The 16851-nt window shown below is 71.2% G+C and carries 19 protein-coding genes; 1 reads left to right on the top strand and 18 read right to left on the bottom strand.

Going from position 1 to position 16851, the window contains the following annotated elements:
- Positions 1-4: 4 nt before the first annotated feature.
- From N8N77_RS08280 to N8N77_RS08205, 16 genes are all read right to left on the bottom strand, one after another.
- Entirely contained in the window at positions 5-805 is an 801-nt protein-coding gene (locus N8N77_RS08280) for an SDR family oxidoreductase (RefSeq protein ID WP_261166160.1), read from the bottom strand.
- A 153-nt stretch (positions 806-958) separates the two neighbouring features.
- The gene (locus N8N77_RS08275) at positions 959-2206 is read right to left on the bottom strand and encodes an RNA polymerase sigma factor (RefSeq protein WP_261166159.1); all 1248 of its coding nucleotides are present in this window, start codon (positions 2204-2206) and stop codon (positions 959-961) included.
- A gap of 18 nt (positions 2207-2224) precedes the next feature.
- A complete protein-coding gene (locus tag N8N77_RS08270) occupies positions 2225-2653 on the bottom strand; it encodes a YciI family protein (RefSeq protein ID WP_261166157.1) in 429 nt (142 codons plus the stop codon).
- A gap of 274 nt (positions 2654-2927) precedes the next feature.
- The gene (locus N8N77_RS08265) at positions 2928-3830 is read right to left on the bottom strand and encodes a regulatory protein RecX (protein ID WP_261166156.1); all 903 of its coding nucleotides are present in this window, start codon (positions 3828-3830) and stop codon (positions 2928-2930) included.
- Positions 3831-3866: 36 nt separating this feature from the next.
- Positions 3867-4922: a recombinase RecA gene (gene recA / locus N8N77_RS08260; RefSeq protein WP_261166154.1), complete on the bottom strand. Its 1056-nt coding sequence runs from the start codon at positions 4920-4922 to the stop codon at positions 3867-3869.
- A 274-nt stretch (positions 4923-5196) separates the two neighbouring features.
- On the bottom strand, positions 5197-5415 hold the full coding sequence (locus N8N77_RS08255; protein ID WP_261166153.1) for a DUF3046 domain-containing protein: 219 nt from the start codon (positions 5413-5415) through the stop codon (positions 5197-5199).
- Positions 5416-5420: 5 nt separating this feature from the next.
- Positions 5421-5729, bottom strand: coding sequence for a helix-turn-helix domain-containing protein (locus N8N77_RS08250; protein WP_261166151.1), 309 nt, complete (start codon positions 5727-5729; stop codon positions 5421-5423).
- Positions 5730-5801: 72 nt separating this feature from the next.
- The gene (locus N8N77_RS08245; RefSeq protein WP_261166150.1) at positions 5802-6365 is read right to left on the bottom strand and encodes a CinA family protein; all 564 of its coding nucleotides are present in this window, start codon (positions 6363-6365) and stop codon (positions 5802-5804) included.
- An 11-nt stretch (positions 6366-6376) separates the two neighbouring features.
- On the bottom strand, positions 6377-6952 hold the full coding sequence (gene pgsA, locus N8N77_RS08240) for a CDP-diacylglycerol--glycerol-3-phosphate 3-phosphatidyltransferase (RefSeq protein ID WP_261166148.1): 576 nt from the start codon (positions 6950-6952) through the stop codon (positions 6377-6379).
- Positions 6953-6963: 11 nt separating this feature from the next.
- The gene (locus N8N77_RS08235) at positions 6964-9690 is read right to left on the bottom strand and encodes a DNA translocase FtsK (RefSeq protein WP_261166147.1); all 2727 of its coding nucleotides are present in this window, start codon (positions 9688-9690) and stop codon (positions 6964-6966) included.
- A 71-nt stretch (positions 9691-9761) separates the two neighbouring features.
- Complete coding sequence (locus tag N8N77_RS08230) at positions 9762-11438, bottom strand: ribonuclease J (protein ID WP_261166146.1); 1677 nt, start codon at positions 11436-11438, stop codon at positions 9762-9764.
- An 81-nt stretch (positions 11439-11519) separates the two neighbouring features.
- Positions 11520-12497 carry a 4-hydroxy-tetrahydrodipicolinate synthase gene (gene dapA, locus N8N77_RS08225; protein WP_261166145.1) on the bottom strand — a complete coding sequence of 326 codons (978 nt, stop codon included), beginning with the start codon at positions 12495-12497 and terminating at the stop codon, positions 11520-11522.
- Positions 12498-12583: 86 nt separating this feature from the next.
- A complete protein-coding gene (locus N8N77_RS08220) occupies positions 12584-13096 on the bottom strand; it encodes a dihydrofolate reductase (RefSeq protein WP_261166144.1) in 513 nt (170 codons plus the stop codon).
- Positions 13096-13905: a thymidylate synthase gene (locus N8N77_RS08215; RefSeq protein ID WP_261166142.1), complete on the bottom strand. Its 810-nt coding sequence runs from the start codon at positions 13903-13905 to the stop codon at positions 13096-13098. The genes N8N77_RS08220 and N8N77_RS08215 overlap by 1 nt, the downstream gene beginning before the upstream one ends.
- 52 nt (positions 13906-13957) lie before the next feature.
- Positions 13958-14521: a DUF4395 domain-containing protein gene (locus N8N77_RS08210; RefSeq protein ID WP_261166141.1), complete on the bottom strand. Its 564-nt coding sequence runs from the start codon at positions 14519-14521 to the stop codon at positions 13958-13960.
- Complete coding sequence (locus N8N77_RS08205) at positions 14514-14957, bottom strand: thioredoxin family protein (RefSeq protein ID WP_261166140.1); 444 nt, start codon at positions 14955-14957, stop codon at positions 14514-14516. Before N8N77_RS08205 ends, N8N77_RS08210 begins: the two co-directional genes overlap by 8 nt.
- Positions 14958-15099: 142 nt before the next feature.
- Here N8N77_RS08205 and N8N77_RS08200 point away from each other — a divergent pair, with 142 nt between their 5' ends.
- On the top strand, positions 15100-15522 hold the full coding sequence (locus tag N8N77_RS08200; RefSeq protein WP_261166138.1) for an OsmC family peroxiredoxin: 423 nt from the start codon (positions 15100-15102) through the stop codon (positions 15520-15522).
- A 53-nt stretch (positions 15523-15575) separates the two neighbouring features.
- On the opposite strand, the gene N8N77_RS08195 is transcribed toward N8N77_RS08200, so the two are convergent.
- Both N8N77_RS08195 and N8N77_RS08190 read right to left on the bottom strand, forming a co-directional pair.
- Positions 15576-16019: a hypothetical protein gene (locus N8N77_RS08195; RefSeq protein WP_261166137.1), complete on the bottom strand. Its 444-nt coding sequence runs from the start codon at positions 16017-16019 to the stop codon at positions 15576-15578.
- Positions 16016-16834: a 4-hydroxy-tetrahydrodipicolinate reductase gene (locus N8N77_RS08190; protein ID WP_261166136.1), complete on the bottom strand. Its 819-nt coding sequence runs from the start codon at positions 16832-16834 to the stop codon at positions 16016-16018. The genes N8N77_RS08195 and N8N77_RS08190 overlap by 4 nt, the downstream gene beginning before the upstream one ends.
- Between the last annotated feature and the right edge of the window lie 17 nt (positions 16835-16851).

Raw genomic sequence — 16851 nt, 5'->3', positions numbered from 1 at the left:
CATTCTACGTTCCCGCGCTGGGGCCGGCCGCCCGCGATTCGGGCTTGCGGGAGCGATGCCGGATCGCGAGCCACTCGTCGAACGTCGTCTCGCCGATGCGGCGAGCACCGCCGCCCCCGCCCCCGCGGAGCACACCCGAGGCCAGCCCGGCCCCGTAGGTCCCCGGGAAGCGGATGTCGAGGACCCGCCGTGAGACGCCGTCGTGCGCGTACATTCGCCGGATCATCCCGGCGAGCGTGTCATCTCGGGGGCCGACCAGATCGGGAGCCCGCCCGGCGGGACCCGACTCGGCGACGTCGACGAGGTGCGCGCCGACCTCGCTGGCCGCCACCGGTCGCGACAGGGTGCGCGGCGCGAGGGTGATCGGGCCGAACGTCGTCTGCGAGGCGATCTGTTCGGCGAACTCGTGGAACTGCGTCGTGCGCGCGATCGTGTGGGGCACGCGCGAGGCGCGGACGAGTCGCTCCTGCGCGAGCTTGCCGGCGTAATAGGACGCGTCGATGTCGTCGATCCCCACGATCGACAGGGCCACGTGGTGACGCACCCCCGCGGCCTCTTCGGCCGCGAGCAGGTGGCGCGTGGTCATGGTGAAGAACGACACGGCCTTCCGCGTCGAGAGGGTGGTCGTGTTGAGCACGTCGACGACCACCTCCGCCCCCGCCAGCGCGGCGCCGAGGCGGGTGCCGGCGGCGACGTCGACGCCGTTCGCGCGCGAGAGGACGACGACATCGTGGCCGCGGCGCTCCGCCGCGGCCACCACGTGTCGCCCGACGGTGCCGGTCCCGCCGGCGATCGCGATTCTCATGAGCGGTTACCTTCCCCGGAAGCGCTCGCGGCGCATCCGTGCTGTCGTGCCGACGTTACCTGTGGAACGGCGATCGCGCGCCCATGACCGCGCACACTCGGATTCCGCCTCGCAGCGGGCGCCGAGCTCCGCTCTGGGCCGGCCGCGGAGGGGTCACGTCAGGGACGAGAGCTTTCGCTGCAGCACGGCGCGCTCGCTGCCGTTACGGGCGAGGCGTGCGGCCGCGGCGAATTCCGTACGCGCCTCGTCGTCGCGGCCAAGACGCGCGAGAAGCTCACCACGAACCGAAGGAAGGAGGTGTGACCCGCGCAGCGCTCCCTTCTCGACGAGCTCGTCGACGATGCGCAAGGCGGCGGCGGGGCCGCTCGCCATCGACACCGCCACCGCTCGGTTGAGGTCGACGACGGGGTTCGGGGCGATCCGGCCGAGCACCTCGTAGAGCATCACGATGCTCGCCCAGTCGGTCTCGTCCACGCTCCGCGCAGTCGCGTGACATTGCGCGATCGCCGCCTGCAGTTGGTAGGGTCCTCGCCCCCGGTGCAGCGCGTCCGCGCGGGCCAGTGCGGCGCGTCCCCGCGCGATCGCGGAGTGGTCCCAGCGGCGACGGTCCTGGTCAGCCAGAAGCACGGCCGCGCCTTCCGGCGTCGCACGAGCTGCGAAGCGCGAGGCCTGGAACTCCATCAATGCGAGCAGGCCGAGCACTTCCGGCTCCCGCGGCAGCAGACGTGCGAGGATGCGACCGAGACGGACGGCCTCGTTCGCGAGTTCCGTTCTCATCCACCGGTCACCGCTGCTCGCGGCGTAGCCCTCCGTGAACATCAGGTACACCACGCCCAGCACCGCCGAGAGGCGGCTCGGCCACTCCTGCGGATCGGGGATCTCGAACGGCACGCGAGCCGCCGACAGCGCCTTCTTCGCGCGCACGATGCGCTGCTGGATGGTCGGCACCGGCAGCAGGAACAGGCGTGCGATCGACGCGGTGTCGAGGCCGCCGACGACCTTCAGGGTCAGCGCCAACTGCGCCTCGCGAGCGAGCACGGGATGGCAGGCGGCGAAGACGAGCCGCAGCACATCGTCTTCGATGGGCTGCCACTGCACATCGGTCGTCTCGTCCAGATCGTGCGCCAGCTTCCGGTATCGCTCGTCGAGACCGTCCCGCCTGCGCCAGCCGTCAATCGCCTTTCGCTTGGCGACGGCGGTCAGCCACGCCCCCGGATTGCGCGGCACGCCCGACTCCGGCCACTGCTGCAACGCGTCGACGAGCGCATCCTGCGCGAGGTCCTCCGCGAGGCCAAGGTCGCCGACGACCCGGACGAGGGTCGCGACGATTCGGGCGCTCTCGATGCGCCAGATCGCCGCGACCGTCGCTCGGACGTCGGCGTCAGAGGTGACGCTGCACATGCCCGCTGTTCGGACCGGTCAGTTGCGCTGGGCCTGCTGCTCCCGCCAGCCTTCTTCCTTCTGGATGTACTCGTTGTCGGCGAAGGCGGCGAAGTCGGTCTCGTCGGTCACGCGGCGGACCTCGAGCTTGCCGCCGGGGCCCAGCGGGCAGCGCTTGGCCCACTCGATCGCCTCCTCGCGAGTGGCGACCTCGATGATCCAGAACCCGTTGAACAGCTCGTGGGTCTCGCCGTAGGGGCCGTCGGTCACGACCGGCGCCTCGCCCGAGAAATCGACGACGAACGCGCTGCTGAGGTCTTCGGCCAGCCCCTCGCCGGCAACCAGCACGCCGGCGCTCATCATCGCCTCGTTGTAGGCCCCCATCCGGTTGATGATCTCCTCGAAAGGGATCTCCTTGTAGCTCGCGTACGCCTCGTCGGTGGCGCGCATGATCAGCATGAACTTCATCGGGATCTCTCCTTGCCTCGGTGCTCACTGAGCCGTGTGTCGGGAAGCGGAGTGCTTCTCCTACTATCGCGTCGAACGCGAACGGGCGAAATCGACAACGAGCCGAAAAGTCTCCCGTCGAAGCATCTGGCGTTCACCGGATCGGGCGTCGCACATCGGCCGGACGCGCGCCGCCCATTCCCGGTCGGCGGGTGTCCGAGGGCCCTGTGAGCGTCGGGATCGACGCGCCGCTTCCTCGCGCAGGAGGCGCCACAGAGCGCGGCCCGCCGGTGCGCTAGTCGAAGCGCACGCGGCCGGAAGGTGCGCGCGCCTCGTCGAGGGCACGCCGGGCGGCCGACATGGCGAGCGAGCCGCCGAAACCGCGGCGCGCGAGCTGACCCACCAGCCGACGCAGCGCTGTGTCGTCGTCGTAGCGCAGCAGCTGACGAGCCTTGCTCCGCGCGAACTCCAGGGCGCGCTCGGCGTCGTCGTCGGGCAGCGCCGAGAGCGCGGCGTCAACGACCTCGCGCGGGATGCCCCGTGCGGCGAGGGCCTGGGCCACGGCTCGCCGCCCCTGCTTCTTCCGAGCCAGGGACGTGTGGATCAACTGCTCGGCCAGACGGGCGTCGTCGAGCGCCCCCATCCGGCACAGCCGGTCGACGATGCCGTCGGCCGTCTCGGCGGGCAGCTCCTGCAGGAGGCGCGCCCGCGCCTCGGAAACGGACAGCCCGCGGGTGCCCAACGAGCGCACGAGGCGCCGCTCGGCCCGCTCCGCGACCTCATCCGCCCCCGGCTCATCCGGACCCTGCTGCCCGGGTGATGCCACGGGGGCGGTCACCGACCCAGGTTCCCGACGCGCGGCGCCGGTCGCATCGGCGGCCTCACCAGGAATCTCGTCCACGATGCGCACCCGGCGCACACCATCCCGCCGCTCGATCGCGATCCGAGGCACGGGCCGAAGCCGCGCCTCGCTCCCGAGCCCGCGCCAGGTGGTGTGCCAGCTCTCGGCCGCGTCCGTCCCAGGGTCGTCGTGCTCGGGCTGCCCGCCCGTCGGCGCACTCATCTCGCTCGGCCGCGCGGACTCGGCGGGGGCAGCATCGCGCGAGCGCGCCCGCGCCACTGCCGGACCGCTTCCTCCGAAGAGAGGGATGACGGGGGCGAGACCCTCGCCCTCGTCATCGTCACGACCGACCGTCACGACGCTCCCCTACCGCGTTCAGCGCACCACATGACCTCACGCCGTGCGACGCGCCTTCACCTCATCGACCGGCGCCTCGGCGCTCTGGTCGCCGCGCTGACCGACACCGAGCTTCTCCTTGATGCGCGTCTCGATCTCGGCGGCGACATCGGGGTTCTTGATGAGGAAGTTGCGGGCGTTCTCCTTGCCCTGACCCAGCTGGTCTCCGTCGTAGGTGAACCACGAGCCCGACTTCTTGACGATGCCGTGCTCCACGCCGAAGTCGATGAGGCTGCCTTCGCGCGAGATGCCCGTGCCGTAGAGGATGTCGAACTCCGCCTGCTTGAACGGCGGCGCCATCTTGTTCTTGACGACCTTGACGCGCGTGCGGTTTCCCACCGCCTCGCTGCCGTCCTTCAGCGTCTCGATGCGACGGATGTCGAGGCGGACGGACGCGTAGAACTTCAGCGCCTTTCCACCCGCGGTGGTCTCGGGCGACCCGAAGAACACGCCGATCTTCTCGCGCAGCTGGTTGATGAAGATGGCCGTCGTCTTCGTCTGGTTCAGGCCACCCGTCAGCTTGCGGAGCGCCTGCGACATGAGCCGGGCCTGCAGACCCACGTGCGAATCGCCCATCTCGCCCTCGATCTCGGCGCGCGGCACGAGCGCCGCAACGGAGTCGATGACGACGAGGTCGATCGCCCCCGAGCGGATGAGCATGTCGGCGATCTCGAGCGCCTGCTCACCCGTGTCGGGCTGCGAGACGAGGAGCTGATCGATGTCGACGCCGAGCTTCTTCGCGTACTCGGGGTCGAGCGCGTGCTCCGCGTCGACGAACGCCGCGATGCCGCCCGCGCGCTGCACATTGGCGATGGCGTGCAGGGTCAGGGTCGTCTTACCCGACGACTCCGGCCCATAGATCTCGATGATGCGGCCGCGGGGCAGTCCTCCGACGCCAAGGGCGACGTCGAGGGCGATGGAGCCCGTCGGGATGACCTCGACCGGGGCGCGCTCCTCGCTGCCCAGTCGCATGACCGAGCCCTTCCCGAACTGCCGGTCGATCTGTGCGAGGGCCGATTCGAGGGCCTTCTCGCGGTCTGCTGCTGAGGGCATGACGCGTTCCTTCTGCTCGTGATTCCGCCGCCTCTAGGCTGTCGGGACTCGCTCGGTCGAGCGCGTTCTCCGACAAGGCGTGTGGCTGGGTGCCTGTCTGCCACGGTACGAGGGGCCTCCGACATCGGATGGAGGATTCCCCGCACCGTGAAGACCCGCACACCCGGGTCCACCTGTGCACGAGGCTACGCGCGATCAGAACGAATGTTCGACAACACGCCGTACAGATGTTCGAGTCGGTCGCCACCGCCGCGACGCGACGCGACGCGACGGCTCAGCGTCGTGGCTCGAGGCGTCCGGCGCCGTATCGACGATCCGCCGGCACGTCGGTCTCGTCACACAGGGCCAGCCAGATCTCGCGTGGCGGCACGCCGGCGTCGAGCGCTTCGGCCGCCGTGCGACCGAAGCTCGGCAGCACGAGGTCGCTGACAAGCGACGACGCCTGTGCGCCGAACTCGTCAGCGACCGCGCGCAGGAACTCGCTTCGCCGCAACAGCGTCAGCGCAGCGACAGCTCGGGGCCGACCTGCGCCACGAGGTCGTCGGGAACGACGTCCGGGAAGTGGTCCACGCCCTCGAGCACGGCGATCCGGTCACCCACGCGACGCATGATCGTGGAGATGGGGATGTCGAGCGCCTCGGCCACCGAGGCGAGGATCTCGCTCGAGGCCTCCTTCTGCCCGCGCTCCACCTCGCTGAGGTAGCCCAGCGCGACACTCGCCTTGCTTGCGACCTGACGGAGGGTCTGCCCCTGCTGCTGACGGAAATCCCGCAGGACATCGCCGATCTCTTGACGAACCAGGATCATGTCGGGCCCCCTCCTCACTGCAGCCGACCGAATCGTTCGGGTGCACAACAGTACAACACCGTCGAGCCCAATCTAATCCCGGGCGCGGGTGAATTCGTCGGAATCACCCAGGTTTCCCGCACGCCCGACCGCATCCGCGCCCTCGGATCCGACGAGATCGAGCGCGAGTCGCAGCGCCAGCCGCACCGCCTGAGCCCGGATCGCGTCGCGGTCGCCACGGAACACGGCGCGCTCGGTGCGGGTGCCGCCCGGCAGGCTCACCCCGACATCCACGGTCCCGACCGGCTGCCCGTCCGGGGAGACGGGGCCGGCGATGCCCGTGGTCGCGACGCCGACATCCGCGGCGCGGCCGTCGACCGCGAGAGCGCGCCGCGCCCCCTCGGCCATCTGCGCCGCGACGCGCGGCTGGACGGGCCCGCCATCCGACAGCACCTCGGGGTCGACGCCCAGCACGGTCCGCTTGATCGCCGTGTCATACGCGACCACCCCGCCGCGCAGGCTGGCGGATGCGCCGGGGATCTCCACGAGGGCGGAGGCGAGAAGGCCTCCCGTGAGCGATTCGGCGACCGCGATCGTCCATCCTCGCGCCCGCAGCTGAGCCAACAGCTCCGACGCCACTCCGAAAGTGCCGGGCACGGACGGCCCCGTCATCGCGCCGCTCGCACGCCGCGCACCTGCGCGACGACGTAATCCACACCGCTCGCGAGCGTGAGCACGACCACCACCCACATGAGGATCGTCGTCACGAGCGCCCACGGCCCGAGACCGATCAGCAGGTGCAACGGCAGCAGCGCCCACGACAGGGCGACGGCCTGCACCGCGGTCTTCAGCTTGCCCATCCACGCGGCTGCCACCACATGCTCGCGTGCCACGACCAGGCGGTGCGCGGTGATGCCCCACTCGCGCACGAGGATGACGATGACCATCCACCACGCCACCTCGCCGAGGACCGCCAGCCCGACGAAGGCGAGGCCGGTGAGAAGCTTGTCGGCGATCGGGTCCCACAGCTTGCCGAAGTCGCTGACGATGTCGTACCGGCGCGCGAGGTAGCCGTCCACCCAGTCCGTCGAGATCGCCACGACGAACAGCGCGGCCGCGACCGCGCGCAGCGTCATGTCGGACTCGCCGTGGCGGCCCGCGAGGAGCAGCAGCACGAGAAAGACGACCGCGAGCGGGATGCGGGCGACGGTGATCGCGTTCGGCAGCTGCCGGGGAATGGCCATAGTGGAGTGTCTCAGTCCCGCCCGGTCAGCTGCCAGGCATCCTCGTCGCCGTCCTCGTCCTCGACGGGGCGGCCGGCGAACTGAGCCTCGATGGGATCCTCCGCGTAGCGGTCGCCCTCGGGCTCGGCGGGCGCCGCGGCGGTCGTCGGCGGCACGTCCTCGCCCTTGATGCGCGCGAGCACCTCGGGCAGCTGCTCCGGGGTGACGAGCACGTCACGGGCCTTGGACCCCTCCGAGGGACCGACGATCTCACGGGATTCGAGCAGATCCATGAGGCGACCGGCCTTCGCGAAGCCGACGCGCAGCTTGCGCTGCAGCATCGACGTCGAGCCGAACTGGCTCGAGACCACGAGCTCGGCCGCCGCGAGCAGCACCTCGAGATCGTCGCCGATGTCCTCGTCGATCTCCTTCTTCTTCGCCTCGATCGCGTCCGCGACGTCCGCCCGGTACTCGGGGCGGGCCTGCCCCGTGACGTGCTTGACGACGCGGTCGATCTCGTCCTCGGTGACCCACGCACCCTGCACGCGGAACGGCTTGGAGGAGCCCATCGGCGAGAACAGGGCATCGCCCTGCCCGATGAGCTTGTCGGCGCCCACCTCATCGAGGATGACGCGGCTGTCGGTCGAGCTCGTCACGGCGAAGGCGAGTCGCGAGGGCACGTTCGCCTTGATGAGTCCCGTCACGACGTTCACCGACGGGCGCTGCGTCGCGAGGACGAGGTGGATGCCCGCGGCGCGCGCCAGCTGCGTGATGCGCACGATCGAGTCCTCGACGTCGCGCGGGGCCACCATCATGAGGTCGGCGAGCTCGTCGACCACCACGAGCAGGTACGGGTAAGGCTTGAGCACGCGCTCGCTGCCCGGGGGCAGCTCGACCTCACCGCGGGCCAGGGCGGCGTTGAAGTCGTCGACGTGGCGGTAGCCGAACGACGCGAGGTCGTCGTACCGCATGTCCATCTCCTTCACGACCCACTGCAGCGCCTCCGCCGCCTTCTTCGGGTTCGTGATGATGGGAGTGATGAGGTGCGGCACGCCGGCGTAGTTCGTCAGCTCGACGCGCTTGGGGTCGATGAGCACCATGCGCACCTCGCTGGGCTTCGCGCGCATCAGCAGGCTCGTGATCATCGAGTTGACGAAGCTCGACTTTCCCGACCCCGTCGAGCCGGCGACGAGCAGGTGCGGCATCTTCGCGAGGTTGGCGACGACGTATCCCCCCGACACGTCCTTGCCGACGCCGATCGTCATCGGATGGGTGGACTTCTGCGCGGCGGCGGAACGGAGCACGTCGCCGAGCGCCACCGTCTCGCGGTCGACGTTGGGGATCTCGATGCCGATCGCGCTCTTGCCGGGAATCGGGGCGAGGATGCGCACGTCGTTCGACGCCACCGCGTAGGCGATGTTGTTCGACAGCTGCGTGATCTTCTCGACCTTCACGCCGGGACCCAGCTCGACCTCGTACTGCGTGACCGTCGGACCCCGCGAGAATCCGGTGACCTTCGCATCGACCCTGAACTGCTCGAAGACGCCCTCGATCTGCTGCACCATGCGCTCGTTCGCCTCCGACTTGGCGATCGAGGGCGGGCCGGCCGAGAGCGTGGCCGGTGAGGGCAGCACGTACGGCACACTCGGCGGCTGCGGGCCGCGTGCGCCGGGCCCGTCGGTGCCGAAGCCGCTGAGACCCGGAAGAGCGTCGTCGAGATCGCCGGTGTCGTCTCCGTCGCCGACGAGCCCGGTCGAGCCGGACTCGCGCAGGCCGGCGGTCACGCCGCTGAGATCCGAGAGGATCTCCGTGGCGGCGTCGGCGGGCTCCGGGTCGGCGACGACCACGGCGTTGTCATAGCCGCCGTCGTTCTGGGTGCCGAGCAGCTCGGTGAGATCCTGCGGGTCGGTGACGACGTCCGACTCCTCCTCGCGGCCGCTCTTGTTGCGGCGCCACCACGGCCGGTCGTCCGCGTCGTCGTCGGCCGCGTCGTCCACGTCCTTGCCTCGGCCCTTGCCGAGCACCTTCGTCGGGGCGGTGTCACCGGCGTCCTCGACCACACGCTCGGTTCCGAACATCCAGGCGTAGAGGTCGCCGAGGCGGCTGACGATCCGGTTCGGCGGCGTCTTGGTGAGGATCAGCACGCTCAGCGCCGCGAGCAGGCTCAGCAGGATGTACGCGCCCACGTCGGTGAGGAACATGGCGAGCGGCTCGCCCAGCATCCACCCGAACAGGCCGCCGGCCTCGCTCAGCGCCGGCATTCCCGATGGCGGCTGCGGGCGCCCGCCCGCCACGTGGCAGAACCCCGCGATCGTGACGGAGAGCAGCCCGAAGCCGATTCCGATGCGGCCGTTGTCGTGCACGGAGGACGGGTGGCGGAACAGCCAACCGGCCAGCAGGAGCAGCAGCACCGGGTAGACGAAGGCCGCTCGGCCGATGAGGCCGCCGAAGGTGTACGCGCTGATGAGCGACGCGACCTCGTTGCCGATGAAGAACCACTCGGTGACGGCGCCGGCCACCGCCAGCAGCACGAGCAGCAGGGGGAAGCCGTCGCGGCGGTCGTCCTTGTCGAGCGTCTCGGGGCCGAACGCGCGGAACAGGCCGCCGACGGCGCGGGCGAGGCCGTTCCACGCACGCACGGCCACCGAAGGCCTGTCGACCTCGTCGACGTACTTCTTCGGCGCCGGCGCCGGCTTCCGGGCGCGCGACGACGACGCCTTCGAGCGCGAGCTCTTGGGGTCGGTGGACGTGCGTGGCATGCGCTCAACGCTACGCGCGGGCGCCGACATCCGCCGGGAGCGACCCGGGTTTGCGCGGATCCCGGCGCGCGTCACGCCTCGATGACGACCGGCACGATCATCGGGCGGCGACGCAACGAGTTGCCCACCCAGCGGCCGATCGTGCGGCGCACCGTCTGCGACAGCGCGTGGTTGTCGCGCACGCCGTTCTGAGCGGCCTCCTCGAGGGCGGCGGCGATCTTCGGCTTGACCTTGTCGAACACCGCGTCGTCCTCGGCCACGCCGCGCGCCTGGATCTCCGGGCCGGAGATGATCCGCCCGGTCTGCGCGTCGACGACGACGATGACGGAGACGAAGCCCTCCTCCCCCAGCACGCGCCTGTCCTTCAGGTCGGCGTCGGTGATGGCGCCCACGCTCGAGCCGTCGACGTACACGAAGCCCAGGTCGAGCTGGCCGACGACCTCGGCGACGCCGTCGCGCAGATCCACGACGGTCCCGTTCTCGCCGAGGATCGTGTTCGTCTCGGGGATGCCGGTGTCCTGCGCCAGCTTGGCGTTGGCCATGAGGTGGCGGTACTCGCCGTGCACGGGCAGCACGTTGCGCGGCTGCAGGATGTTGTAGCAGTAGAGCAGCTCGCCCGCCGCCGCGTGACCGGACACGTGCACGCGGGCGTTCGCCTTGTGCACGACGTTGGCGCCGAGCTTGGTCAGCCCGTCGATCACCCGGTAGACGGCGTTCTCGTTGCCGGGGATGAGCGAGGACGCGAGGATGACGGTGTCGCCCGGCCCCGGCTCGATCTCGTGGTCGAGGTTCGCCATGCGGCTGAGCACCGCCATCGGCTCGCCCTGCGAACCGGTCGACATGTACACGATCTGACTGTCGGGGACGTCGCGCGCCTTCTTGTAGTCGATGAGCACGCCCTGGGGCACCTTGAGGTACCCGAGATCGGCGGCGATCGTCATGTTCCGCACCATGCTGCGGCCCAGCAGGGCCACGCGGCGCCCGTTGGCGGCGGCGGCGTCGAGCACCTGCTGCACGCGGTGCACGTGGCTCGAGAAGCTCGCCACGATCACCCGGCCGCTGGTCTTCGAGATGACCTGGTCGAGCACGGGACCGATGGCGCGCTCGGTGGGAGTGAAGCCCGGCACGTCGGCGTTCGTGGAGTCGGGCAGGAAGAGGTCGACGCCCTCCTCCCCCAGCCGCGCGAAGGCGCGCAGGTCGGTGATGCGGCCGTCGAGCGGCAGCTGGTCCATCTTGAAGTCGCCCGTGTGCAGCACGAGGCCCGCGGGGGTGCGGATCGCGACGGCGAGCGCGTCGGGGATCGAGTGGTTCACCGCGACGAACTCGAGGTCGAACGGCCCCACCGTCAGGCGCTCGCCCTCGACGACCTTCTGCGAGACCGGGCGGATCCGGTGCTCCTTCAGCTTCGCCTGCGTCAGCGCGAGCGTGAGCCCCGACCCGATGATCGGGATGTCCTCGCGCAGGCGCAGCAGGTACGGCACCGCGCCGATGTGGTCCTCATGCCCGTGCGTCAGCACGACGCCGACGACGTCGGCCAGGCGGCCGCGCACCGGCTCGATGTCGGGCAGGATCAGGTCGACGCCCGGCTGGTGCTCCTCCGGGAAGAGCACGCCGCAGTCGACGATGAGGATCTTCCCGTCGAACTCGTACGTGGTCATGTTGCGGCCGACCTCGCCGAGGCCGCCGAGCGGGGTCACGCGCAGGACGCCCTTCTCGAGGGGGCGCGGGTCGTAGACAGGTGTGGACATGGTCCGCCTTCCCGGGACGCAGCGCGTCCGGTTGTCGCTTCTTCTGTTGTCGTGCGGGCGCATCACGCCCGCGGAAGGTCGTCAGCGCGTCGTGCCGGGAATCTTCGGCAGCGCGCCGCCCGCCGCCGCGTTGCGGTCGGGACGGAAGTTGGAGAAGTCGACGCCCTCGACGTCCTTGACGAGCGCGAGCTCGTCCTCGATGATCGCCGCCTCCCACTCCTCCGGTCCGACGAGCGGCAGGCGCACGCGCGGGCTGGAGATGCGGCCGAGGCCGTGCAGGATGTACTTGGCCGAGACGGTGCCGGGCACGTGCGTCATGACGGCCCGCACGAGGGGCTCGAGCCGCTGGTGCTGCGCCGTGGCGGCCGCGAGGTCGCCGCGATTCACCGCGTCGACGATGGTGCGGTACGGGCCGGCGGCGATGTTGGCCGTGACGCCGATGAGTCCGGCCGCGCCGATCGACAGGTGCGGCAGCACGTTGGCGTCGTCGCCCGAGAAGTACATCAGGTCGGTCTGGTTCAGCACGCGGCTGACCTCGCTGAAGTCGCCCTTGGCGTCCTTGATCGCGAGGATGTTCGGGTGCTTGGCGAGCCGCAGGATCGTCTCGTACTTGATGGGCACGCCCGTGCGGCCGGGGATGTCGTAGAGGATGACCGGCAGGTCGGTCGCATCGGCGACGAGCCGGAAGTGCGTGAGGATGCCCGCCTGGGTGGGCTTGTTGTAGTACGGCGTGACGATCATGATGCCGTCGGCGCCGGCCTTCTCGCTCTTGCGGTACAGGTCGATCGCGTGGGCGGTCTCGTTCGAGCCGCCGCCCGTGATGATCTTGGCCCGGCCCGCGGCGACGTCCTTGCCGACCTCGACGAGGCGGATCTTCTCGGGGTCGGTGAGGGTCGAGGTCTCGCCCGTGGTGCCGGTGACCACGACGCCGTCGGCTCCCGCCGAGACGACGTCGTCGATGTGCTTCTCGACGCTGGGCCAGTCCACCTCGCCGTCGGCCGTCATCGGAGTGACGAGCGCGACGAGCACCTGTCCGAAGGGGTTACCCGAGTGCGTCATGTCTCCAGGCTATCGCCCCGCGGCTGTGCGCATGCAGGGGCGACCCGCGGCGCCGGCCGCATCGGGCAGGACCGATCGCGCGCGGCTCACCGCCTGGCGTACACGAGGAAGCGGTACCGCAGGCCGCCCGCGCTCTCGTGCCAGCCGCCCCGGGGGTCGCTGCTGACCACCCGCCACTCCGGCCCGATCGGCGGCGCGTAGGCGTCGCCGTCGACCTCCAGGTCGATCTCGGTCACCCACAGCTCGTCCACCCTCGGCAGGGACTGCGCGTAGATCTGCGCGCCGCCGATGATCCACGCGTCCTCCGATTCGGTTGCCGCTGCGGCGATCCCGTCCTCGAGGGACGGCACCACCACCGCCCCGGGCGCGTCGTAGGCCGCGTCGCGCGTGACGACGATGTTGGTGCGGTCGGGCAGCGGCCGCCACCGCGCCGGGAACGACTCCCAGGTGCGGCGCCCCATGATCACGGGACGGCCCGTCGTGGAGCGCTTGAAGTACGCCAGGTCCTCCGGCAGGTGCCACGGCATGTCGCCGGACGCCCCGATCACGCCCCGACCGTCCGAGGCCCGCGCCTGCGCCCAGATGGCCCGCAGGGCCATCAGACGGCCACGGCCGCGCGGATCGTGGGGTGGTGCTGGTAGTCGCGCACCTCGAAGTCCTCGTACTCGTAGTCGAAGATCGACGGGGGGCGGCGCGCGAAGTGCAGCGTGGGGTACGGGTACGGCTCGCGTGTGAGCTGCTCGGCCACCTGCTCGCGGTGGTTGTCGTAGATGTGCACGTCGCCGCCGGTCCACACGAACTCGCCGAGCTCAAGGTCGGTCTGCTGCGCGACCATCGCGGTGAGCAGCGCGTAGGAGGCGATGTTGAACGGCACGCCGAGGAACATGTCGGCGCTGCGCTGATACAGCTGGCAGGAGAGCCGACCGTCGGCCACGTAGAACTGGAACATCGCGTGGCACGGCGGAAGCGCCATGCCCTCGATCTCTGAGGGGTTCCACGCCGTCACGAGGTGGCGGCGCGAGTCGGGGTTGCGCCGGATCTGCTCGACGACGTTCGCGATCTGGTCGATCTGCTGCCCATCGGGAGCCGGCCAGGAACGCCACTGCACGCCGTAGACCGGACCGAGGTCGCCATTGTCGTCGGCCCACTCGTCCCAGATCCGCACACCCCGTTCCTGCAGCCAGCGCACGTTGGAGTCGCCGCGCAGGAACCACAGCAGCTCGAGCGCGACCGACTTGAAGTGCACGCGCTTGGTCGTGATGAGCGGGAACCCCTGCGACAGGTCGTAGCGCAGCTGGCGGCCGAACACGCTCGTCGTGCCCGTGCCCGTGCGGTCATCCTTGTGCGTGCCGTTCGCGAGAACGTCGCGGAGCAGATCCTCGTAGGGCGTGGGGATGGCGGCGGTCATAGTCCGATGCTACGGCCCGACGGCTGGATCGGCGCGGTGCGCGGCGCTCGCGTCACGCCGCCCGCCCGACGAGGCCCAGCCGCTGCAGCCCGAGGTAGAGCTGGCACCCCAGGCAGAGCCCGAACGCGGCGTTCAGGAAGGCGGCGACGAAGGCCGCGGCGGCCGCGATCGGCAGCGCCCACGGCACGCCGAAGAGGTGCAGGACGAGGCCGAGCCCGGTCACGAACAGGCCGACGCCCTGCGCGAAGCGCGGCGGACGGGGATCCTCCAGCTCGGCGGGCGGGCGCAGGCGCGGCCGCACGAGGCGGCGGAAGGCCACGCCCCACGGCGCCGTGCGCGGCGACAGCACGCCCCACAGGAACAGCAGCGCCACGACGAGCACGGCGAGGAACCCCGGGTCCGCGATGCGCTGCCAGGGCGAGGCGTGCGTCACCGCCCATCCGCTCAAGACCAACGCCGTGTTCCGATTGGAGCCGACCGCGACGACGCCCGGGGAGTACCCCGTCGAGATGCCGATGAGCGCGAGGAACGTCGCGAGCAGCAGCAGCACCGACGTGATGGCGGCCGCGAACCGCGGGCCACGCGGGTCGATGCCCGCCGGGGTGGTGTCAGACATGGATCCCTCCGATCCCTTCGAGCTCGCCGAGCACGGTCGCCCGCGAGGGGGCGCCCGCCATGCGCGAGCGCTCGACGCCCCCGCCGTCCAGGACGAGCACCGTGGGCGTCTGCCGCACCGCGAAGCGGCGGGCCAGATCGGGCCGGTGCGTGAGGTCGATGTCGGCGTGGCGCACCCCCGCCTCCGCTCCGGCGACCTCTCCGAGCAGGCGTCGCGTGGCGGGGCATCTCGCGCACAGCTCGGTGCTGAACTGCACGAGTGTGGCCCGCGCCCCCAGGTCCTCGGCACGCAGCCCCAGCGCGGCGGCCGCGGGTTCGGAATCGCCGCGGCTGACACGCCGCCGCGCCCGTCCCTGACGCGCGCGCAGGGCGGCACCGACGAGCACCGAGATGAGCACGATGCCGATCAGCGCGAACGCGGCGGTCTGGGGCGACACGCTCCGATGGTCGCACGCGCGCGCCCGCGGCGGCAGTCCGAGTCGAAGTGTGACGCGGCGCGGAGCCGGCACGCCCCTGCCGCCGGGCGGAGCGGGTCACTAGGCTGGCGGCGAACCCGCAGATCACGTCGAGGAGGAACACATGAGCGTTACGAGCGAAGCCACCACCACCTGGAGCGGTTCCCTGTTCGAGGGGTCCGGCACCGTCGCGCCCGGATCGGGCATCGGCACGTTCCCCGTGAACTGGAAGGCCCGCAGCGAGGGCTCCGAGAGCACGACCACGCCCGAGGAGCTGATCGCGGCGGCCCACTCCTCGTGCTTCAGCATGGCGCTGTCGAACGCGCTGGCCCAGAACGGCACCCCGCCGGAGAGCGTCGAGGCCACCGCGGCGGTGACGTTCGTGCCCGGCACCGGCATCACGGGCAGCCACCTGACGGTGAACGCGACCGTCCCCGGCCTCGACGCCGAGAAGTTCGCCGAGATCGCCGAGGGCGCCAAGGCGGGCTGCCCGGTGTCGCAGGCGCTCGCCGGCATCGAGATCACCCTCGACGCCACGCTCTCCTGAGCCGACGGATCCGCCGGTCCCTTCGCGGGGCCGGCGGATCGGCGTTTCGGCCGTCAGCGGTCGGTCTTCTCGCGGCGGATCGCCTCGCGGATCGCCGCACGGGCGCGGGTGCGGTCGCCCGCGGCGTCGTACGCCAGGCCCAGCCGGTACCACGCACGCCAATCGTCGGGGTGCGCCTCCACCTCCGCGCGATACCGGGGGAACACGGCGTCGCCGTCGGCGCGCTCCACGCGACCGCTGGGCCGTACCGCCACCGAGTCGTCCGGCAGGGCGCCCTCCGCCTCGAGCCGCGCGCCCAGCCGCTCGGCGCGCGCCCCGAACCACAGCTCACGGCCCAGCGCCCACACCGCGATGGCGGGCAGGACGAGCATCGCCACGCCCATCGCGATGGCGACGGGCTCGCCGGTGCCCAGCAGCGCCACCGCGCGCAGGCCGACGAGCCAGATGTACAGCAGGAGCGCCGCCGCCATGATCGCGACGCCGATGCGCGCCCTCACGAGGTCGGGATCGTGCTCGTGGTCGCGGCGACCTGTCCCGCCGCAGCGTCCTCGGCCACGGGCCGCCCCTCACGCGGGCGGGGGGTGCCCACGCCCACGTCGATGAAGCTCTCGAGCCCCACGACGACGCCGCGGGCCTCGACCGCGCCGCCCAGGGCCACGCGGATGCCGGGCGCGTAGGCCGCCGCCGGATCGCTCGTGTCGTGCACGATGGACAGCGTCTCGCCCGGACCCGACAGCAGCGTCTCCTGCCGCGCGACGACGCCCGGGCGGCGCAGCGAATGGACGGGCACGCTCGCGACCTGCTGCCCGCGCGCCCGCTGGTCCACGTGCGGCGCCTCGACGGGAGCCTGCCGGGCGGCCGTGATGAGCTCGGCCGTGCGGACGGCGGTGCCCGAGGGCGAGTCGATCTTCGTGTCGCGGTGCGCCTCGACGATCTCGGCGAACGGGAAGAAGCGGCTCGCCGCCGCGGCGACCGCGCTGCCGATCACCGAACCGAGCGAGAAGTTCGGGATGAACACCGCCCCCGTGCCCGCGGCCTCGACCACCGGGCGCACGAGCGCGATGCGCTCCGCCGACCATCCGCTCGTGCCGACCAGCACGTTGAGGCCGCGCTCGGCGGCCGCGCGCACCACGTCGATGCTCACCGCCGGCGTCGACGCGTCGACCACGAGGTCGGCACCGTCCAGCTCGAACAGATCGCTGCCGGATCCCAGGACGGCCGCGACCTCGAAGCCCTCGAGCTCGTCGACCACGCCCCGGATGATCGACCCCAGCTTGCCGTTCCCGCCCACGAGGGCGACGCGCGTGCTCATGTGCCCATCCTACGAAA

The sequence above is a fragment of the Microbacterium sp. Marseille-Q6965 genome, assembly GCF_946151065.1.
Lineage (GTDB): Bacteria > Actinomycetota > Actinomycetes > Actinomycetales > Microbacteriaceae > Microbacterium.
Note: the sequence above shows the minus strand (reverse complement) of the source record. Positions and strands in the feature narration are given on the sequence as shown.